Origin of the sequence: Vallitalea okinawensis, from assembly GCF_002964605.1 — a bacterium.
GTDB lineage: Bacteria > Bacillota > Clostridia > Lachnospirales > PQDH01 > Vallitalea_A > Vallitalea_A okinawensis.
Map to the genome: position 1 here is coordinate 14,707 of NZ_PQDH01000026.1, position 22,788 is coordinate 37,494.

Below are 22,788 nucleotides of genomic sequence, written 5' to 3' on the forward strand. Positions count from 1 at the left end.
ATAGTTAAATGATAATTATACTCAAGAAGAGGTGGCGTTATGTCTAACGATAATATTACTAATTTATTATATAATAAGCATAAACTTTTTAAAGGTATGTCCAAAGAAGAAATAGGGGGTCTTTTAGATAAATCTGATTACTATATCAAACACTATGCCAAAAATCAAGTTATTGCTTCAGAATTATCACCTTGTAATCATATAGGTATTGTTCTCAAAGGAATTGTTGAAATTAAAAAGATCTATACTAATGGTAAAGTTGTTACCCTTGCTCGCCTAGAAAAGGGGAATATTTTTGGTGAAGTAATCGTCTCCTCTGATATGAATCGTTACCCTGCTAATGTAATATCTATCGATCAAAGTCATGTTCTTTTCATTGATAAAAAACATTTAGAGGATCTTTGCCATATCAATAAACACTTTATGAGCAACATGCTTAACTTATTATCCAATCGCATATTGATGTTAAACAAGAAGATCACCTTCCTTTCCTACCAGACCATTCGCCAAAAAGTTGCTTTTTATCTTTTACAAGAATATAAAAAGAATCAAAAAAAAGCTATGTTCACATTACCGGTTTCCCGTAAAGATATGTCAGAACAGCTTGGAATCCCTCGACCTTCTTTGTCTAGAGAATTTATCAAATTAAAAGATGAAGGGCTTATTGATTATGAGTCGAAAGCTATTAAGATAATCGATGTCCAAGGCCTAGAGGATTGCTTGTTTTAACTGTAATTTTTTAAGTTGCCGCACTTTTTCCTCATAATGTACAATCGTAGCTAATAAAATATAGAGTAATCTGATTTGTGAGGTGCTTTAATGGCAACGATTAAACATGTCTTTCCTGGTGGAAATACCTCGAAAGGATTTTATTCTTACTATAACTTTCTACCACCTCGTGACCCTAATCGTATTTTTGTTTTAAAAGGTGGTCCTGGTGTTGGTAAATCAACTTTTATGAAAAAAGTAGGAGATGCTCTTTTGGCTGAAGGTTATGATATTGAGCATCATCATTGTTCTTCTGATAATAATTCACTTGATGGTGTAACTGCTCCAGAGCTTGGAGTTGCTCTTGTTGACGGAACAGCTCCCCATATCGTGGATCCCAAATACCCTGGAGCAGTTGATGAGTTAGTTGATCTAGGTACTTTTTGGAATAGAGCATCCATGGAAGCTAACAAACCTTATATTATTCGCTCCACACATGAAGTTTCTCGTTTATTTGCTAGAGCTTATAAGTACTTAGAGGCTGCTAAGCTCATAGCAGATGATATAGCTGCCAAATATACTTCATGCATGGAATTTGATGGTGTAACAGCTTTACTACATGAATTGATCAATGAATTACTGACTGGTCCTCATTTCTATAAGAATGGTTTTAGGCGTCATTTATTTGGCAGTGCATACACACCAAATGGACATATCCATTATACAGACAGTCTTGTAGGTGGATTGGACCGGGTTTATCATGTAACTGGATCAGCTGGAACAGGTAAAACAACCTTCCTTAAACAGATTGCAGACTTAGCTAGTTCATATGGTTATGATGTGACTTATTACCATACACCACTTATACCAGATAAACTTGAAACAATCATTATCCATGGTTTAGGCGTTGGTATGACCACACAACGTATTGAAGGTTTCTCATATCATAAGGTAATTAACCTAGAGGATCATTTGGATATGAATCGTTTTGGAGCTATTAAATATGAACTGGATGAGAGTCTCTATAATCATATTAATTTACTAGAAACTGCTATGAAAAATATCAGGATGGCAAAAGCAGAACATGATTCATTAGAAAAATATTATGTACCTAACATGGACTTTGAAGCGCAGCAACCTAAATTAGTAGAAGTTGTCAGTCGGATTTTAGAATATAAGAATTAAGGAGAATGCCTAGGCATTCTCCTTAATTCTTATATTTTTCTACAGCTTCATAGTCTCTACAATGGTGATATTGGTAAAACGCTGATCTCTAGATAGATCCCATTCCTCATTCATCATCTCGCCAGATTCATTGTAAATGACACGTATCTTTGGGCGAAGACAACATTCTTCATAATTATCTATTACAATAGCCTGATAACCATTACACAACTTCACTAAGCTTCCTACTGGATACGGTGCTACCTTCCGAATAAATAATTCAACAAGACTAGGATCAAAAATAGATCCTGAATTACCCATTATGTACTCAATTGCTTCGCTAGGCAAAATAGCCTTACGATATGGTCGGTTTGAAACTAAAGCATCATAAACATCGCAGATACAAACAACTCGTCCAAATTCTGAAATATTATCGCCTATAAGTTGATAGGGGTACCCACTTCCATCATACCGCTCATGATGGTCTAAAACACAACGATAAACTGTAGGCAAAATATTATATATATTCTTTAAATAATTATATCCTAACATTGGATGATTCTTCATGATTGTAAATTCTTCATCTGTTAATTTTCCATTTTTATTGAGTACTTCCTTATCAATAAAAACTTTACCAATATCATGAAGAATAGCTCCTAGGCCAAGTTTGGTTAGTCGATGTCGATCATATCCTAACCCTAAGCCTACCATAATAGCTAGTATGCATACATTCACTGAATGAAAATAAGTATATTCATCAAAGGATTTTAAATCTATCAAATTAATCATAGAAACATTACTGGTCAAAATCTCATTAACGATTTCTTCAACAACATCTAAAATATTATGCATCTGAAAACATGAGCTTTCATCTTTCACATAAATACTTTTTTGCGTGAAGCCTTCTTTTATGGATTGAACTGCCTTGATACGCAGTTGATCACTTATAGCACTTTCAATTATCAGATCTTTACTGATATCATCATCAATATAGACCCCTTGATAACCTAACTCTTTTATACGAATTATATAAACATCTTTTAACACAGTTCCCCACTTTATTAACAGTTGTCCATTCTTGTCATATAAATTTTTAGCTACATTCATACCTTCACGAAGACATGACACTGGTACATATCTCATATAAACATACTCCTTAGATTACAGTATAATAACTCTTTCCAATACTGCATTATCAGAAAATAAGTTATTGTATTTACAGAAAGCACTATATGTATTATAATAAATAACTTGACTTATTTCAATCAAAAACTCCGAAAAATTATCCGTATGCATACATTTGATGACTATTTTCAGCATTCTCATACAGCATTATTTTTATAGCCGAGAATATCCCCAATAATTCTATCGTCCTACTTGTTTAAACTGGAGATAGGAAAGTACGATTCCTTGCGAGCAAAATGCGGACTTTCCTACACTATAAAAAAAGAATGATCGTGGTAAGCTTCTGATCATTCTTAAAATTACCTTAAACCCAAATTAACAATAATTCGAATTAAAGTTTATTGATATCATTGATGTCGATTGGATCTGCACATCCAACCAGACCTATCAAATTATATGTTTTTTCTAAAGGCTCATAGCGGAATTCCTTTATTAAATGGAAGTTTTTAATATCTTTTGTATTCTGGACGTGTATACGAGGTCCAGTACAAAAAATAACTTCATCCCCTAAAGCTATATGCTGATCATCAACATAACTAATATCTACTGCTTTATTAATGTACAACTCATGTATCTTCTGCTCTAACTCACCTATGTTTATATTTGGCTCATGATCAAAACCTAAAACAAATCCGTGCTTTACGTCTCCATGGATATTACTGTGTGGAGATAAATTATAACTTTCTTTTAACATATTACACGTAATTTCTTCGGCTGAGTGAGCCATTTTTCTATATTTAATGGATTTATGCACGATTGATCCTATATCATCTGGTAAAGGTCCAAAGATAGTTGGTCGTGCAATAATTATTTCTTCCCCGATTCCTATTAACATCTCTGCATTTATGCCTAAATATGGATAGATCAGTTCGAAGTGCTCGACGATGACTCTTTTTCCATTCTCTAGGGCTTTTCTTATTGCTTCTGCTAATTCAAAAACTTGAGTAAATGCCATTTCAAATCGTATATCTAAATGATAAGTATGACTTCCAAACTTATAGTCTTCATCTAAGTTTTCTAATAATGGTAACGGTCTTACGTTGATACCGTCATCATCATTTGTCAACTCAAGTCCTGGAAACATCCCCTTAATTAACATAGACTTTCCTGAACCAGCTTCTCCAATGACCCCAATCAATTTATCGAGTGGCGTCAAATACCTTTGGGCAATATTATGGCCTAAATTTAGTAAACGCTTAACACCACGTGGTGCAAAATAAGCTGAATACATCAACGATTCATGTACGAGTGATACTGGCATCTTATACTCTCCTCTAAATTACTCAATTTCGTATACTCCGATCAATCTCTTTAGATTGATTTTCTTACTACCCAAATAAACTCTTAACTGTAATAACTATATCAATACTATACAGAAAGTATGTAAGGGTTCTATGGAGTAGCGAGCCATGGAGGACGAGCCTGGCTGTCTAAGACACGGACGTCTTTCTTGCCAGCGTAATAGATCCCTTACATACTTGACCCTACGATGTTTGACTACCCCATACAAAAGGTTTTAGATACGAAATTGATTCTATTTTATATCTCAAACTCTAACTTTGTTAATGGTACATGTTGTTGAGCCCCGTAAACATCTCTCTCTCCAACATCACCTGATGCTATAGGTCTATGAATGTTAATCTTCATAGCTTTAGAAGGATCAAAATAAATGATTTCCTCAATAACATCTACATCACATTTATAAGCTTCAGCCATGATTTCTTTCGTCAATAACTGTTTTTCCTTAAAAGTATTATAATAGTTTTCATCTTTAAATAGAATATCAAAGGTTAAGGTAAATGGTCCAGCATTTTTGCTTCGTATAACCTTAGCTGCTTCCATTAGTGTAATTTTCATTATTGCTCCCCTCCTACTGTCACCATTTTTACTGGGAATAATGCTGTTGGATCATCAATCTTAAGTAAATGATACATATTAAAGTTGTAGACTTCTCCACAACTGAAATCAGATGGTGAGAATGGAAATGCTAAGTTCCCAGCTGTTGAAATTCTACCGTTATAACCATAATGTAACATAGAAGAACGAACAAAACTACAAATGGTATTAGCTGTCTCTGATGTGTCACCTACCACATCAATAATGATACCTAATTCATGAGCAGGTTCTTTGATAACTTCCCAATTACCCATAACACCATTTTTACCATAAATAATAAAATTAATTTTATAATTCATTTCTTTATTTCTAAAGTTATCTTTTGTACGAGCCTTTACTGCCTCAATGATATCATCAATCTGACGAATCATAATCTCATCTCTTGTACCTGCAATAGATACCGTGCGATAACCTACACTTTTCGCACCTTCTAATTTAACTGTGTATTGCTCACTTGGATGGAATACACTACCGCTAACGCGAACACGTCTATCGGTCACTTGCTCAAATTTTGTATGTGTTAAATCCAGTAATCCACCTGGTCCAGGCAAACGATATGGATCTGTTTTTTCATAGAGTGTATGAGCAGATACTGATAATGTCGTACACTTTCTTTCATCTGATAAAGGTTCAATTTCAAAGTCATCGTCATGTAAATAGCCCATCATACAGTCACTACCACTACCTGGTTCAGAGGCAATACAAGCACACTCTAAAATTTTACCCAAGTGGAATGCTAATCCTGGATTATAGCCTTCCTTGATTGGTAATGCAGCAAAAACTGTTGGATCATAGGCTCTACCAGTAATAATCACATCTGCTCCACCTTCAATTCCTTTTACAATAGGTTCAATACCCATTTGAGCTACTACATTGGTGGATGCATCTATTTCTTCATTACTTAAAGGAATACTGTCATACATATCAATGATCTTATCCTTTGCAAGTGCTTCTTTTAAGTAACTCTTTTCTATATCTGCTGGAATAACTGCCATCTTAAAGGTAAATCCTTTTTCCTTCGCTATCTCAAGTATAATGTCCTCTGTCCACTTCAAATGAGACTTTGCACCACTACCACCAGATGTACCTACGATGACAGGTATTTTTAATTCTAACCCGTATTGTATCATCAACTCTAAATCTCTTTTTACTGCTTGACGATCAGTAAACGACTTACCCACACCTAAATAATAAGGACCAGGATCAGTTGAACCTGCATCCACAGATATAACGTGTGGTTTTTTCTCTATTGCTTTCAAGAATGATTCTTCTGGAAAACCGTATCCTAAAATAGCTGTTGGAGCTAATATTCTTAGTTCTCTACTCATCAGTACAACCTCCTATAAACCTGCTTTTTTTAATGCAAGGATTCTTTGCATTTCATTATAAACGATCATGTAGCCTTCATCAACACCCATACCTGGCTTTGCTAAAATTTGATCAGGTCTTGTTGCCATGGCAGCATGGACACAAACTCTAGCAGATCTATCTGTTTCATTACATGTACCACCTTGATATGCTCCAACGCCTTTCTCTTTACAATAGAGTACTGCTTCAATTGTATTATTAATACCTCCTAGATCCGGTGTCTTTATCTGCAACATATGACCTGCGTTATTTTCTGCAAATAAAACAATATCTTCAAAGGTATTACACCATTCATCTGCTACTAATTCAACAGACATTCCTCTTTCGTTAACCATCTCTGTTAGGATACGCATAGCTTCTAATGTACCTTCTCTTGTACCTGTATCCACTGGTCCCTCTATTCTTAATGTTAAAGGTGATGCAGCTTTTTCTAATGTCTCTAAATAATCAACAATAGCCTTATAGTCGTTGTCAAATGCTAATCCTAGTGTTCCGTATACATCAATATGGAAGATTGGTGCATATTCTTCGCGGCTACGCCATTTCATGATACGCTCACGCATCCATGTAACGTATTCTAATAGTTTTTCACCTTTAGCTCCTAATTTATCTTCAACATGATTGATTAAAGCATGGGGCATAACATCTGATTCTTTAATGATCATTTTATCTACATTATTATAACGATCATCTCCAGACTGACTGAATATAGAAATCGGTTCAGTTGAAACTTCAGTGTTATATTCCTTTGCTACTACATCAACCATAAGAATATTATTAGCTCTTGCTACTGCGTCTAACAGCGCTTGACTAATACCATAGCGTAAGGCTGTATGAAGTCTTTTACCTTCATGGTCAACTGTCCGATCCATTTCTTCAGCTAATGTACGGAAACTGTCTAGTTCTCTGCCCACTAACTTTTCTTTAAGGAATTCTTCGTATTTATCAATAAATACTTCTGCTAAAAATAAAGGATCTCTTCCACCAGCTCCTGAATACTGTACAGCAGCACAATCACCGTAAGCGATTTGACCATCTTCAAGAATTAGCATAACAGATATGGATTCACCAGCTTGACGAATACCTGTGAAACCTTCTGTAATAGGATCCCCCTCGTAGAAAGCACCTTCGTGAGTTGCTCCTGCTTTTATAGCTCTTTGATCATCAAAGAAGAATCCTGTTCTACCTTTTGACATAACGACGTTTTTAATTTTCATTTCATCACCTTTTCTATCTGCGCCTCTCTACGCTTCGAAACTCGTATATTCATTTATTATACCTAAGGCTAAGTGCTCCAATACATGATTCCTTTGAAGACACTTAGCCGTATATTACATCTGTTTATCGAGGTCTGCCTACTAGACGCCCTTTAGATATAGCATAAATATCATCAATAACCATTTGGAAGGATGCTGGACGATTTTCAAATTTAGCTCTTTCCTCAATCTTTCCTGTGTGGAAAGCTATTAATTCATCGTCAAATGGAAGGTTACCTGTATTTAATAAACGAACTGCTCCGTTATTATCTCTTGCAGGCATTAATTTATTTGGATTAAAGCGACTTGGTGAGAAAGGAATATCAATGGCGCCTGCTTCAAAACCTCTAACAGCACCCACTGCAATATCACCATTACCTAATTCAAATAACTTTTCCATAATAGCATCTGTTTCTCGTTTGATGATCATTTTTTCTACATCTACATCTTTATTCCCAACAATTATTTGATCTTTTAACATGTGTATTAATTGTTTTGTGCATTTAAGACCCGCAGCATTAGCCTCTTTAGTAGGGATACCCATAGCTTCATGAGACGTTTTTGTTATAACCTTTGTTGCTCCTGATAATACTGCTGCTGCTGCCCCCCATGATATGGTTCCAAATGCTTTTGATTCATCTGGTGGGAATCCTCCCATCCATTGATGGAATACTGTCGTAACTGTTACATCATCATAACCATATCGAGCTAAATATTCTTCAGTTGACTCTTCAAGTGCATGTATAGCAGCAACATCTTGAGTAAGGTTACCACATTGTCCATAACCAACTGTTACATTCTTACATCCTTGTTCAGCAGCTAATAAAGCTTCAATAACTGCAACTGTATTGGAGATACATGGTGGTACAAGTGTACCTGTTAATGGTCCAAATGGTTCTCTATTAATTGGGATACCTGCTTCTTCATACATACCTACGAGACGGTCACAATACTGCCAATCTCTGATTGTCTTTTCTAATGACACGTTCTTAGCATAAGGTATATTATAAGATATACCTCCACCTTCATAAGACGTGTAACCAGCAGCCATTGAGATTTCTGTTAGAAGTCTAGCATCAGGTGTACCATGTCTAACTTGAACTGGTAAATTAACAGATTCATTAACTTCTCTACAAATATCAACACCATAGTTAACTATAGGAAAGCCATTTAATAAAGAACGCTTTAATTTCTTACTTTCTTCGATACCTTTTTGTGCATCATTGTAACGATTCTGACGAGTATAACTGTCTACAGTTGTAGGTAAAAGATCTGCTTCACCTTCATCTTGAAGATAGTTTAATAGTTCGATATGCTTATCAGGTAATGCTACACCTGCACGAGGTTGAATTAATGTCTCGCCATTTTCTTTTGCTTCATTTAATTTGTGTGTAAATACTTTATGTTTTGGAATTGTCTCATGATATTTAAAAGCTTCTTCTAAATTAACATCTTTACCAGTTTCCCAATGACCTAAAATTTCTTCTCTAATCCGATTGAATTCATTACTATCTAATTTCTTATTTTTCAAATCCATGATTATCTCCCCTACAATTGATTTAAACTTTTTTAAGTTCCTTCTTCATGATCCGAATAGCCTTTTCTGGATAATAAGTGGCTAGCAGCCCCATTGCTGCTAATATGTACTTATGATCCAAATAGAATTTGGCTTCTTTTGGTTTTAATCGTTGACCTGCTGCATCATTGTACAACACGGCTTCAAACAGTTCAGTTGGTACCTTTGAATTAATCATTGGTCCTCCTGTTCCAACGATGGTTCTAATTGTTGTAAGATCTTTACCTTGCTGACATCGTACACTTCCATGGATAGTATATTGAATACTCAGTTCACCTACGTGTCGATTGACAGCTTCTTCTATTGCACCAAATGTTAACTGATGTTCTAATAGCTGCGCATCATCATCTGGTAATATAGATGGATCTTCAAGTACCTTTTCTAGGTAAGTCTTAAATGCTTCTAAGTCAATTTTACTTTTCTGAGTCATGTTAAGTGCTTCATATAAAGAATCTAAACTATATTTTAAACCTAGATCACCTTCAACAGTTCGCTTATCTTCTGGTTCCGGTAAACCTTTCATTACTGTATTACCTTCAAAAGGCTTTTGTTCTGCAATGGAATAAACATCTGTTGTAGCTCCTCCTACATCGATGGCTAGGAGTTCACCAAGTCCTTTTTCCTTAAGCGTTCCATGGGATAATATACTGATGGCCTTTAATACTGCTGATGGTGTCGGCATCACAATATCATTCATGGTATCTTTAATTTTCCCTAAACCTTTAGCAAAAATGATTCGATTTAAAAATACTTCTCGAATTTTACTTCTAGCTGGTTCTATATTTAATTTATTATAGTCAGGCATAACATTTTCTGTTACAACGTAGTCTTTTCCTGCTTCATCAAAGATTTTTCTAATAATGTCCGTTGCGACTTTATTACCAGCAACGATTGTAATAGCTTCCAAATCACTAGAAGCAATTTTTCTAGCATTTTGGATAATAACTTCCTTATTACCACCATCAATACCACCAGATAGTAATATGATTTCTGGTCTCAAATCTTTCATTTCAGCCATGTTGTCATCTGTCAACTCATATGAAAAAACCTTAAGTACCTTAGCTCCAGCATTTAAAGCAGCCATTTCAGAGGCTTTTGCAGTAAGTTCTTTTACAAGCCCTACCGTTACCATTCTTAATCCTCCAGCAGCACTGCTACAAGCCAATTTTAGATCATACTCCTTTTTGCCGATTTGAGTTTCTAAGTGATCAAGCGCATTGCCTAACCCAATATTGACATCTTCTATTGTTGTGAAGGCTTTACTGGTCGCCAATATGTCTTCTTTCATCAAATCAACGGCTGTTAATTTGGTATATGTACTACCAAAGTCAGCTAGTAAGGCGCATTTCATTTTTTATGCCTCCAAATCTTTTTTTAAGTCTTCTATGGATGTGGCAGGTAATGTCCCTGGTGGATAAACACGGTCAAACCCTAGATCAATAAACTTTTGCTTTACATCTTCAAAATCTTGCTTACCTACAACCAAGTTACCACCAATATAGAGAGGTAGGTCTCCTAATCCTGCTTCAATACATTTTTCTTTAAAGCCTTGACAATCTAATTCGCCATGACCATATAAGGATGATACGAGAATGGCATCTGCATCAGCTTCTATTGCTGCTTTAATGTACTCTTCCTGTGCTACCATTACTCCTAAGTTGATTACTTTAAATCCTGCTTCTGAAAAAGCATATTCTAATATCCTATTACCAACCGCATGCACATCTGCACCGATTACGCCCATTATAACTGTTTTGCTCATGGCACTACTCTCTCCTTTAGATATATTTCTAAATTATATATAAACTTCAAACTTAACAATAAATTTCGTAATTCATTATATCACCGCAATCTTAAAAAGTCCTATTTTCAGCCAAATAAAGGACATTTTAAACAGCCCATATTAGGTTCTTTGCAAAAATGATTATGGAGACTTTCATTCTTGCACAATAAAATATTGTGTTTTCACAATCTTTTTCAGAGAAGCCTTTAAAATAAATATTTTTTTGTAGTATTGTATACAAACATAATATAATACTGCATCTTAGCTGTTTCTACTTTCATCACTCAAAGTCAGAACAGTATTTTTTTTCGTTCTTATGCTTATTATTACCCTTTCGCTAAAATTATTTCTGTCGAAAAAAATAAGCTTATGTTTACGAAAATTTAGTATACAAGTAAATGGACTTTTCTGCTTTATTACACCAAAAATTGTATTATTATGTTATATATGATAGAATATATACATGATATAACTTGAATCATTAGGAGGATTTTACATGAATATGCAGTCAGAAATAAAACAAAGAACGAACAAGCTTTACGTCTACTCAGTCTTAGTCCTATCCACTGTTTATACTTTAGGTGCCTTTATGATGATACAGACCGGTTCTGCCAGTCAAGAGATTGGCTTATTAATGATAGCTATGATGATCATTCCGACAATTACCATGTTTATTCTATATAAGAGAAATCGAGTTAATACTTCTATTCGTCATATCACTGCTATCCCCTATGCTATAACCTATTTTATTGCTATGTTTTACACATCAAACCCAATGGCACCATTACTCATTTTCCCCATGATTATTATTGCAATGGCTTATTTAGAAACTGCATTTCTCATTGTGCCATTCATCGGTGCAGGTATCATTAATGCAGTATGGGTTTTTAGAAATATTAATGCACAAAACGCCTCTGAAATTGTCATGTTAGAAGTGGTTCTTATGGCATTTTTCATTTTTGTGTTTGTAACAACCAAGTTTTCTGAAAAAATTCGTCATCAAGTTGTTTCAAATAGTACCGAAATGGACCAAGGAAACGCTCACTTGCAAAAAGTTGTTGATGATGTAACACATGCCATTGATCAGTTGAATCACCAAACCTCGAATTTAAATACTATCATCAGTACCGTAGAATCTACCTGTGATGTCATTAACCACTCTGTAAACGATATTGCAGTTGGTTGTGAGACAACCAGTAACAGTATTAATGAGCAAACTTCAGCAAGTGAAAAAATTCAAAGTGAAATTGTCAATGCTGCTGAACTATCCAACACCTTATTCAGCACCACTAGTGATAGTAAAGATCTCTTCTCTAAGAATATGGAGATGGTGGATCACCTGGACGTTATTTCAGGAAATATTAAAACTAAGAATGAAGAAATTTATAATACCTCTAAAGAACTCTATGATAAAACAGACAGTGTGAAGAAAATTATAGATATTATTACTCAAGTTTCTGAGCAAACTCACTTGCTAGCTTTAAACGCTTCCATAGAAGCTGCTAGGAGTGGTGAATCTGGACGTGGTTTCGCAGTTGTTGCAGATGAAGTTAAAAATCTAGCTGTGCAAACCAAATCCTTTTCCGAGAATATTAGCTCCATTATTACTGATCTAGAAACAGAAGTAAATAATATCATAGAATCCATACATATATTATTCGACATGGAAACAGAAGAAGACCGTATCGTTAAAGATACAAAGAAAAGTCTCACCGTACTTTTCAACAACTTCTCTCACATAACAGATCGAGTGAATACACTATCAAAAAATTTATCAGAAGTTAAAACCTATAATGAGCACGTCAACAATACAATACTTACACTTTCTTCAACCTCACAAGAGACTTTAGCAAGAACCGAAGAAACCCACGGAAATATCCGCACCTACCTAGAAGAAACACGAAAAGCAAAAGCATCCATCGAAGAACTATCCGAACTAGCCTCAACAATGAAATCCATCAACACCGAATCAATATCTTAACTTTATCTTGGTTATTTTATCTTAACAGACAAAAGCCCAAGAATTAGCTCGTTTTACAACTAATTCTTGGGCTTTGACTATGCTAATAACATTTATATCTTATATACTCGGTCAAATACATACCGAAAGCAGATCAGGGGTACTATGGAGCAGTGAGCCATGGAGGGCGAACCCAGCTGTCTAAGACATGGACGTCTTCCCAGCTGGCGCAATAGTACCCCTGATCTGCTTGATCCTTTATGATATCTAGTTGACCCTACTATTTATAACTTAGCTCTTAGCCTCTCCTTCATCTCTTCTTCAACAAATGCCGCCTCAACACTATAAAGATATATGCATCGATACTCCTCTAATGTTAACCCTAATGTCTCATCAACCACATCTATCTCATTACTCATGGTCGTATTAGAAACAGTACGATTATCTGTATTAATCGTTACCCCGATACCATCCTTCAAAAACTCTTTAATGGGATGCTCCTCAAAGCTGCTAACAGCCTTCGTTTGAACATTACTTGTCGGACACATTTCAAGATAAATACCTTTATCTTTTACAAGTTCATAGGCTTCTTTATGGTTTCTAATATAGATACCATGCCCAATTCGCTCCGCTCCTAATAACTGGATAGCATCATAGACATTTTGCCCTACACCTTGTTCTCCTGCATGAATAGTAATGCGATAACCATACTGCCTTGCTAATGCAACAGGTTCAACAAATTGTAGACAAAAACCTGGTTCCTCAGCAGCAGCTAAGTCAAAAGCAACAACCCCATTTCCTAAGTATGCTTTTCCAGCTTCAATAACATCATAAGTCGTCTCAACAGGACTATGTCTTAAACATGATAAAATAAGGTTTCCTTGAATATCAAATCTATCTTCCGCTTTCTTTACTCCTCTAATAACACTTTCTATGACTTCAATAACAGATAAACCCTCATGTACATGATGAAGGGGCGCAAATCGTATTTCCATGTACTTAATATTTTCTTTAGCAGCGTCTTCCATCACTTCATAAGCAACACGTTCTAAACTTGACTTTGTTTGCATCAATTTAACAGGTAAATCAAAACGCATTAAATATTCTTTTAAAGATTGACAATCCATTGGTGCAACCATCAAATCTCTTATACCTTCAATTTGGTCAGTAGGTAATTTAATACCAACTTCCTTAGCTAATTCTTTAATTGTTTCTGGACGAACACTTCCATCTAAATGACAATGCAACTCTATTTTTGGTAATCTTATAATATCCATCTTTCAAACCTCCTAGTAACTTTTGAGCGAATAAACTCTAAAAAAGAATACAAGAAAAGTACCTAGCTTCACGTTTCAAGTGTGTGCAAGAAAGTACGGTTTCTTGCTTGATTATTTCGTGTAGCGAAATAAATCAAAAGTAATGAGGTTCAATGCCTAATTGCTTTTATAAGTAAAACGCAGTACTTTCTTGCACTATAAAAAAATTCCTGATTACTGAAGAAAATACACCTGTAGTATATTTTCTTCGTAATCAGGAATTATTGGTCCCTGGTAGAAACCTCCAAACCTTATTATTGGAGTTATACGAAGTTTACGCTCTATTTCATATAAATTCATATATGAAGTTTAATATATTTGATTCTATTATTAATCTACATTTTTATGACTTCTATTATTATACCAAAAAATAATAAAAAATCAACTGTCATTTAGTGGCTACAACATCCTTTTGCTTTATGCTGCATGATATCAACAATTACACTATTCATACAAGGCATTCCTTGACTACTAACTGTTCCCATATTCTCGATGGTTTTAGCAATGGTATCACCGATGATGCCGTTATCAACATCAAGGAATACTTCATCTACAGCTAAAAGGGCTGAATAGATGGACATAATAGCTCCCATTGCCATTTTGAAGGCACATCCTACCTTAGCTCCATCGCAGATAACCCCTGTTAAAGCCCCAACTACATTATTGATACCTCCTTGTATCTCCTTCTTACTGCCACCTTGCATCCAAATGATACCCACTGTGGCTCCAATAGAAGAGGCAATAGCACATCCACATACACTGGATAATTTACCAAGTACTCTTTTGGTATATAAGGTGGTTCCATAGCCGACAACAATAGCTTTAATCATTCTCTTACCTGATACATGCATGTGTTTAGCCATTTCTATAATAGGTAATATAGTAGCTATCCCTTGACTACCGCTCCCCCCACAACTCATAACAGATACTTGATAACCTGATAGTCGTGCTTCTGCAGCTGCAGAAATTTTTACAGCTGTATTGTTAATAACATCATTTGCTAGTAAACCATTTGCCATAAAGCTTTGTAACGCACCACCGATACCTAAAGGCATTTTCTCTTTAAGTCCAGCTTCTACAATTTCTTCTAATTTCTCAACACCTTCTAATACATATTCAAACTCATCAACTGATACTTGATCAATATTATCGATGAAATCTTCATAATCTGCAGAAATATCATAGTCATTACTAAAAAGTCTTTGATTTTCCTCAACCACTTGGTCATTTACTTCCACCAATGTTATATTGGTATGGCTGTCCTCAATTTTGCAACGAGCTTTACCATTGTTTGTATTGATGGTTATATCAATAAGAACTGATTCTACTTCTTTATCAATCTCTATATGAACTTTTTCTTTATTTGAAAGCGCTTTCTGAATAGCTTCTTCGTTAACATTATCAAATATTTCTAACTCATTAGTGGATTGTCCAGAATATACCCCCAGTAAAATAGCAATATCAATCCCTTTAGCTTTTACACCTGGTATACCTACATAAAGTGCATTCTTATACATGTTAATCCCTAATACTGCCTCTATCTTTTCTATTTCACCACCAATTTGCTCATAGGCCTTTGATGCTGCCAATGCAATCGCTGCTGGTTCAGTACAACCAAGTGCTAATTTAAGATTGTTTCTTAGATATTCAAGATATTTTTGATAATTACCTTTTGCCATGAATCCCCACTCCTTTATCCTCAATCTTAATGGTCTATACCTATATTATAAGAAGAATCCTAAAAAACATCAATACCCAACATGAATACAGAAAAAATTCCCTTCCTATCCTCACTAAGAAGTAATGATTGAACGTAAATAACCTTACTACATCATCTAAGAAAAGTAACTAGCGTCACGTTTGCATAAAAAGCATATGAACTTTCGCTCATATGCTTCTATAGCCTAAAACTTAAATTGATTCACTTCTTCAACGAGTTTACCAGCACCATTCTTAATTTGAGTAGCTCCTTGAGTTAACTTGTTAATGCCTTCAAGTTGCTGCGTATTCGATGCAGTCACTTCCTCAGTTACTGCAGAATTTTCTTCTGAAATAGCTGATAGACTATTAATTCTATCCGTCATATTCTTTTGCTCCATATTCATGTGATTCGTTGCTTCAAAAGCATCTTCCACATATCGCTCAATCTTTTGTAACGAATCAGTGGTACGATAGAAGATATCACTGGTTGCTTGCATAATCTGATTTTGCTCCGTACTGATTGTCGTTAAATCATTGTTCATTTCAACAATACGTTCAGATTTACTTCTAATTTCAGAAAGAATCGTATAGGTTTGCTCCGTTGCATCTGCCGTTTGAATTGATAATTTTCTGATCTCATCGGCTACCACAGCAAAACTTCTTCCTGCTTCTCCTGCACGTGCCGCTTCAATAGAAGCATTTAGAGCCAGCAAATTGGTTTGTTGGGATATATTCTCTACTAAGCCAACAACTTCACCCGCTTTAGAAGCAAATTCAAAAATGTCTTTTGAGAGAAGATTGGCTTCATCCATTTTCAAATTGGTTTCTTTAGATGCTTCGGTCAAATCATTAACTTTTTTAACACCTTCCTGACTCAATACATTAGATTCTTTTGTAAATTCATATACTTGATTAAAAAGTGTATTAGTTTTATTGAGCTCTGTTTCAAAACTCTCTGCACTGGTTACAAGTATCTCAGCATCTTTAGCTTGTTCAGCAGTACTAATAGCAACTTGATCAATTGCTTGAACGATTTCATTAGTTGATCTGTTATACAACTTAGCAATATCTTCTAAGTCATCTGAAGCTTTATTAAAGTCTTCAACAGACCCTTGGATATTCTGGAATAGATTTTTTAAGTCTTTTTGCATCTTTTGAAGCGCTTGACCTAAAATACCAAATTCTGTATGAGATTTGACTAGTTTTGCATCTACTTCTTTTGTGAAATCCCCAGAAGAGATAATAACCAATTCATCTGCAACACTTTTCACTTGTCTACCAATATTCGAAGCAATCCAATAAGTGATTAATGATATAACAATTAAAGTCATTAATCCGAATCCCATAAAAGTAACTACTTGAGCTGTAATTGCCTCTAATACCACCGAAAGAGGTATATTAACACTTAGCGTCCATTCTTGATCAATATCTTTGAAGTCTACTGGTACATTTAATGTCAATACATCATTATTCAAGTAGCTATTATATCCATTAAAAGATTGTTTAGTTTCCATTGCCTTAAGCTCATCTTCTGAGTAATTCAGTTCTGATATATTCATAAGATTGAGCGTAGAATCTGTATGCGCAACAATAGTACCATCTTCTGTAAACAATAAACTAAAGCCATTTTTAGCTTCTTCAATCTCATTTAATATAGTGCTTAGATGTGATACATCGATATCCACTGTAACAACACCGTAAAATTGATCTTTTACGATAATAGGTTCAGCTACTGAAACCATTAACACTTGCTCTCCACCAACTTCGTAATAGTAAGGATCTGTTAATATGGTTTTCATCTGTTCTTTTGGTTCTATGTACCAAGCATCTTCATCATAACCTACTAGTTGTTCCACTTCCGCCTTAGTATCTTTCAGATAGAAATATGCAACATAACGACCTGTTGTATCACTGTATTTCTTATTTCGATAATTTCTATCTTTTCCATCTAATTTGTTAGGCTCCATACCTATACCTATCCCCACATACTCTTGATGCTCTTCAAGGATAGATTGTACCATTTCTGTTAATTCATCGCGATCAACATTCCCTGTCTGAATAAGTCCTTCTATACTAGCCGAAAGAGTCCGAATTGTTGATGTTGCCTGATCCAAATCATCTGAGACGATGAATCCTTGATTGTTAGCTTGTTCTTCACCGACTTTTGTTAACGTGCCCATCGTCATTTTGTAATAATTATACCCCATCAATGCAAACATTGCGATAAACATGAGTGTTAATACCCCTGAAAGTGCTAAAATCATTTTCCATTTAATAGATTTTAATTTCATGATTTCCCTCTTTCTTTAAGTCTTTATCATTGGCAGTTTATAGTATATAAATTATATCGACATATATTTGAAATTTTTTATATGAATACTAAAAAAGAATGACTTAAAGTCATTCTTTTTAGTCCAATTCCTGTAACTCTTTTTTTAAATCATAAAGTTGATCTCTTAGTTCTCCTGCCCTTTCAAATAATAAATCCGCTGCCGCTTTTTTCATATCTTTTTCTAGCTTTTTAATCATCTTTTGAAGTTCTTCTTTTGACATGGATTCAACATCTTTATCCAACTCGTAAGAATCAGGTTCTTCAGCAGCTAAGGTAGCACGGATGAGATCGTGGACTTTCTTCTTAATCGTTGTTGGGGTTATACCGTGTTTTTCATTATAAGCCTCTTGAATTCCTCTCCTTCGATTAGTCTCTGATATGGCTCTATGCATGGAATCTGTTACTTTATCAGCATACATAATTACTCGTCCCTCCGCATTACGAGCCGCCCTACCTACTGTCTGAATCAGAGAGGTTTCTGAACGAAGAAATCCTTCTTTATCAGCATCTAAGATCGCTACTAATGAAACTTCCGGAATATCTAGACCCTCTCTAAGAAGGTTGATACCAATCAAAACATCAAATACACCCATTCTTAAGTCACGGACAATTTCCAAACGTTCAAGTGTATCAATATCCGAGTGTAAGTATTTAACCCGAATACCTACCTCTTTCAGGTAATCTGTTAAATCCTCTGACATCTTTTTGGTTAAGGTCGTAATGAGTACTTTGTCACCTTTATCAACAGTTGCCCTGATCTCGCCAATTAAATTATCAATCTGCCCCTCTACTGGGCGGACATCTACTGGTGGATCTAGTAGACCAGTAGGTCGTATAATCTGCTCTGCTACTAAAGATGAATGTTCTGCTTCATATTGTGCTGGTGTTGCCGATACGAATAACATTTGATTTAATTTATTCTCAAACTCATCAAAACGTAATGGTCTGTTATCTTTTGCTGAGGGTAAACGGAATCCAAAATCTACTAATGTTTGTTTTCTGGATTGGTCACCTGCATACATCCCTCTTACTTGAGAAACAGAGATATGTGACTCATCTATCATCATCAAGAAATCATCAGGAAAGTAATCTAAAAGTGTATGAGGGGTACTACCAGCCTCACGTCCAGATAAGTGTCTGGAGTAATTTTCAATACCTGAACAAAAACCTGTTTCTCGCATCATTTCTATATCGAAGTTAGTTCGTTGCGCAATACGCTGGGCTTCTAAAAGCTTCCCTTCGTCTTTAAATTGTTTTACTGTTTCTTCTAATTCATCTTCAATACGCTTAATAGCATCTTCCATTTTATCTGGTGCTATAACATAATGGGAGGCTGGGAAAACAATAATGTGTTCACGTAGTCCTAAGATTTCACCTGTTAATACGTCTACTTCAGTGATACGGTCGATCTCATCACCAAAGAACTCTACTCTAAAAACGGACTTGGATGAATAAGCTGGGAAAATCTCTATTACATCGCCTCTTACTCTAAAGGTTCCTCTTGTAAAATTCATATCATTTCGACTAAATTGCATGGCCACTAACTTTTTAAGAACTTCATCTCGTTCTTTTGTCATTCCTGGGCGTAACGAAACCACCATATTGGTATAATCAATAGGGTCTCCTAAACCATAGATACAAGATACACTAGCAACAATAATGACGTCATCTCTTTCAAAAAGTGAAGCTGTTGCTGAATGGCGTAATTTATCGATCTCTTCATTAATGGAAGAATCCTTTTCTATATAAGTATCCGAGGAAGGCACATAGGCTTCTGGCTGATAATAATCATAATAACTGACAAAATACTCTACAGCATTTTCAGGAAAGAATTCTTTAAACTCACTGTATAGCTGAGCCGCTAAAGTTTTATTATGGGCTAATATTAATGTCGGTTTTTTAAGTCTTTGAATAACATGAGCCATGGTAAAGGTTTTACCTGAACCTGTAACTCCGAGTAAAGTTTGAAATTGATTATTGTCTTTAAACCCTTCAACTAACATATCAATTGCTTCCGGTTGGTCACCGGTAGGTTCAAATTCTGAAACCACTTTAAACTCTGGCATTTCTATCACCTGACCATTCTAAAACATTTTCGTACATATGCTCCTATTATAACACAAAGTTTACTGAAACAAAACATATGTTTGCTATTTTTGAAATTCAAGGATTTGAAGGTTTACTAAAGATCTTTTTTTTTAAAAAGGTTATATTTTTTTAATTTAAAAAAGGTCATTTCCATTAATGGAAATAACCTTTTGATCTTATCAGTATTATTTAACTAATTCGTAACCTTTATTTGCCCAGCCTAATGGTGCATTAGAACCTACGCCTACACCACCATTTAAGGAAACAGCATCATAACCTAATAATCTTAAGCCTGCAACTGTTTGACCTGCTGTTTGACCTGAGTAGCAATATACAACAATTGTCTTATCCTTTGGTAAGTTAGAGAAGGATTGTTCCATACCTGCTCCCCAAGGAATATTTTCAGCTCCATCGATATGACCATTAGCAAAATCTTCTGCTGAACGGATAGATAATAGATAGAAATCATCTTTGTTATCAATCATTGCTTTTAAGTTATCTTCTGATACTTTATAATTCTTAAAAGTAGTTTCTTTTACATCTGCTAAACCTGCATAATAAGCATCTAAAGCTGTTTGAACTTCTGCATTAATTTCAGTTACATCTTCACCAAATTCATTAGCATCTGTTACAGAAACACTCTCATAACCTTCAACTTTAGAAATACCAAAGTTCCAACCTAAGTTAACACTTCTTGCATTGAAACCTGCTAAGTTAAGTGTCATCACTGTTTGACCAGCTGTTTGACCAGAATAACAGTACACATAAACTGGTACATCACTTGGTATTTTACTTAAACTATCACTAATAGCAGTTCCCCATGGTGCATTGTAAGCTCCTTTTACATGGCCTGCTGCATAATCTTCTGCTGTACGGATATCTAAAATAAACATATCTTCACCAGCATTAACTTTTTCAATAAACTCTTTTTGATTAATTTTATAAATATGTTCAGGCATGTTAGCAAAGTAAGCATTAACACCTTTTTCTACTTCAGAGACCTTTGTTTCATCTACAACCATAGCTGATTGAGCTGGTTCTTCAACCTTTTCTTCAACTTTTTTTTCTTCTGAGCTACATCCAACCATAGCTGTACCTAATACCATGATCATAGCTAAGATTAATGCCATCTTTTTAGTAAATTTCATCATAATTTACCCTCCCTATTTGTTCTCATTCCCTAATCATTATTAAGAAGCATCTTGACTTGTAATAGTGGTTTGGGTTGTACCTTGTACTGGAAGTCCAGCACCACTCCATTGAATCCAAGCACCATCAAATACTTTTACATTAGTGTAACCTGCTTCTTCTAACAATAATGCAGTTTGAGTTGCACGATAAGATGACTTGCAAAAAAGAATAATTTCATCATCTTTATCAATGCCAAGTTTGTTGTAATCTAGATAAATAGTACGGTCAGACTTGAAAGTACCATCGGTGTATAAGTTCTTAGTATGTGGATACAATACAGCATTAGGTATTGTTCCTTCTTCATACTCAGCAACACTTCTTACATCAAGAAGTACAGTACCTTCTTGTGGATTTGATGAATAAGCTTTGACATCATCTAATGTAGCTAGATAAGATGCATCTAAATCTTTTGCTACATATGTAGACTCAGGTAAATTAGTCTCTGCAGCTGAAGCTGCTAAATTACCTTTGTTCATTTCACTCTCAATAGCTTTTTGTCCACCATTGATAAGTTTAATGTTATTATGACCATAAGCTTTTAAAGTCCACCATACGCGTCCAGCGTATACTCCGGCACTGTTATCATATACATAAATAATGGAATCATTACTAATTCCTTTACTGCTTAAAACTGCCTCAACTTGTTCTTTTGGTGCAATGGTAGCTTTGACAGGTTCAGAAACTGTGAGTTCACTTGGATTAAGATGAACCGCGCCATCTAAATGACCCACAGCATAATCTTCTGCTGAACGAGCATCGATAACGATGACATTACTCTTACTCAGTTCATCCTTTAATGCTGAGGCTTCTATAACGTTATTGCTTTCCTTATAAGTTGTACTAGAAGCACATCCATAAAGAAATACCATGGTTACTAAAAGCACCAAACTTAATAGTAATTGACGTGATTTAATTTTCATTCACTCTTACCTCCTATGAAGGTTCGTTAAAAAATCTACAATAAAAGGAGAAATAACACAAAACAGATTGTTATTAAATATGTTCACTCTTATTATACATGATAATCCCTTATAGGGGTTATCGCATTTCTTAATACAGTATCGTAAAAACGAATATAAATGTTTTTCCCTCACCTATTACATACAGAAAACATGTTGGGGGTTCTATGGAGCTATGAGCCACGGAGGGCGAACCTAGCTGTCTAAGACATGAACGTCTTTCCAGCCAGCGTAATAGGTCCCCCTCTATTACATACAGAAAGCATGTTGGGGGTCTATGGAGCAGTGAGCCACGGAGGGCGAAC

The 22,788-nt window shown here is 35.1% G+C and carries 17 protein-coding genes and 1 riboswitch; of the genes, 3 read left to right on the forward strand and 14 right to left on the reverse strand.

The features are described from left to right. Positions 1-39: 39 nt before the first annotated feature. On the forward strand, positions 40-729 hold the full coding sequence (locus C1Y58_RS25015; protein WP_105619895.1) for a Crp/Fnr family transcriptional regulator: 690 nt from the start codon (positions 40-42) through the stop codon (positions 727-729). A 90-nt stretch (positions 730-819) separates the two neighbouring features. After that, complete coding sequence (locus tag C1Y58_RS25020; RefSeq protein ID WP_105619896.1) at positions 820-1,893, forward strand: ATPase; 1,074 nt, start codon at positions 820-822, stop codon at positions 1,891-1,893. A gap of 39 nt (positions 1,894-1,932) precedes the next feature. Here the strand turns inward: C1Y58_RS25020 and C1Y58_RS25025 are convergent, their stop codons facing one another. The 8 genes from C1Y58_RS25025 to glmS form a co-directional block, all read right to left on the reverse strand. Next, positions 1,933-3,015: an HD-GYP domain-containing protein gene (locus tag C1Y58_RS25025; protein ID WP_105619897.1), complete on the reverse strand. Its 1,083-nt coding sequence runs from the start codon at positions 3,013-3,015 to the stop codon at positions 1,933-1,935. 373 nt (positions 3,016-3,388) lie between these two features. Next, a complete protein-coding gene (locus C1Y58_RS25030) occupies positions 3,389-4,318 on the reverse strand; it encodes an alanine-tRNA synthetase second additional domain-containing protein (RefSeq protein WP_105619898.1) in 930 nt (309 codons plus the stop codon). 278 nt (positions 4,319-4,596) lie between these two features. Next, positions 4,597-4,914 carry a DUF4387 domain-containing protein gene (locus tag C1Y58_RS25035; protein WP_170311693.1) on the reverse strand — a complete coding sequence of 106 codons (318 nt, stop codon included), beginning with the start codon at positions 4,912-4,914 and terminating at the stop codon, positions 4,597-4,599. Continuing rightward, positions 4,914-6,281, reverse strand: a complete 1,368-nt coding sequence (locus C1Y58_RS25040; protein WP_105619900.1) for an acyclic terpene utilization AtuA family protein — start codon at positions 6,279-6,281, stop codon at positions 4,914-4,916. Before C1Y58_RS25040 ends, C1Y58_RS25035 begins: the two co-directional genes overlap by 1 nt. Positions 6,282-6,293: 12 nt before the next feature. Further along, positions 6,294-7,538 (reverse strand): methylaspartate ammonia-lyase, encoded by a 1,245-nt coding sequence (locus tag C1Y58_RS25045; RefSeq protein WP_105619901.1) that lies wholly within the window; start codon positions 7,536-7,538, stop codon positions 6,294-6,296. A 124-nt stretch (positions 7,539-7,662) separates the two neighbouring features. Further along, on the reverse strand, positions 7,663-9,114 hold the full coding sequence (locus C1Y58_RS25050; RefSeq protein ID WP_105619902.1) for a methylaspartate mutase subunit E: 1,452 nt from the start codon (positions 9,112-9,114) through the stop codon (positions 7,663-7,665). 22 nt (positions 9,115-9,136) lie between these two features. Then, on the reverse strand, positions 9,137-10,504 hold the full coding sequence (gene glmL, locus C1Y58_RS25055) for a methylaspartate mutase accessory protein GlmL (protein WP_105619903.1): 1,368 nt from the start codon (positions 10,502-10,504) through the stop codon (positions 9,137-9,139). 3 nt (positions 10,505-10,507) lie between these two features. Next, positions 10,508-10,915: a methylaspartate mutase subunit S gene (gene glmS, locus C1Y58_RS25060; protein WP_105619904.1), complete on the reverse strand. Its 408-nt coding sequence runs from the start codon at positions 10,913-10,915 to the stop codon at positions 10,508-10,510. 517 nt (positions 10,916-11,432) lie between these two features. Between glmS and C1Y58_RS25065 the strand changes: the two genes are divergently transcribed. After that, positions 11,433-12,917: a methyl-accepting chemotaxis protein gene (locus tag C1Y58_RS25065; RefSeq protein WP_105619905.1), complete on the forward strand. Its 1,485-nt coding sequence runs from the start codon at positions 11,433-11,435 to the stop codon at positions 12,915-12,917. 263 nt (positions 12,918-13,180) lie between these two features. On the opposite strand, the gene add is transcribed toward C1Y58_RS25065, so the two are convergent. From add to C1Y58_RS25095, 6 genes are all read right to left on the reverse strand, one after another. After that, positions 13,181-14,173 carry an adenosine deaminase gene (gene add / locus C1Y58_RS25070; RefSeq protein WP_105619906.1) on the reverse strand — a complete coding sequence of 331 codons (993 nt, stop codon included), beginning with the start codon at positions 14,171-14,173 and terminating at the stop codon, positions 13,181-13,183. Between the two features lie 230 nt (positions 14,174-14,403). Continuing rightward, positions 14,404-14,503: riboswitch (purine riboswitch) on the reverse strand. Positions 14,504-14,604: 101 nt separating this feature from the next. Beyond that, the gene (locus C1Y58_RS25075; protein WP_105619907.1) at positions 14,605-15,891 is read right to left on the reverse strand and encodes an L-cysteine desulfidase family protein; all 1,287 of its coding nucleotides are present in this window, start codon (positions 15,889-15,891) and stop codon (positions 14,605-14,607) included. A 225-nt stretch (positions 15,892-16,116) separates the two neighbouring features. Then, the gene (locus C1Y58_RS25080) at positions 16,117-18,204 is read right to left on the reverse strand and encodes a methyl-accepting chemotaxis protein (protein WP_105619908.1); all 2,088 of its coding nucleotides are present in this window, start codon (positions 18,202-18,204) and stop codon (positions 16,117-16,119) included. A gap of 118 nt (positions 18,205-18,322) precedes the next feature. After that, positions 18,323-20,311: an excinuclease ABC subunit UvrB gene (uvrB, locus tag C1Y58_RS25085; protein WP_105619909.1), complete on the reverse strand. Its 1,989-nt coding sequence runs from the start codon at positions 20,309-20,311 to the stop codon at positions 18,323-18,325. A gap of 207 nt (positions 20,312-20,518) precedes the next feature. Beyond that, entirely contained in the window at positions 20,519-21,484 is a 966-nt protein-coding gene (locus C1Y58_RS25090) for a rhodanese-like domain-containing protein (protein ID WP_207655819.1), read from the reverse strand. Between the two features lie 39 nt (positions 21,485-21,523). Further along, positions 21,524-22,444: a sulfurtransferase gene (locus tag C1Y58_RS25095; RefSeq protein ID WP_105619910.1), complete on the reverse strand. Its 921-nt coding sequence runs from the start codon at positions 22,442-22,444 to the stop codon at positions 21,524-21,526. Positions 22,445-22,788 lie beyond the last annotated feature (344 nt).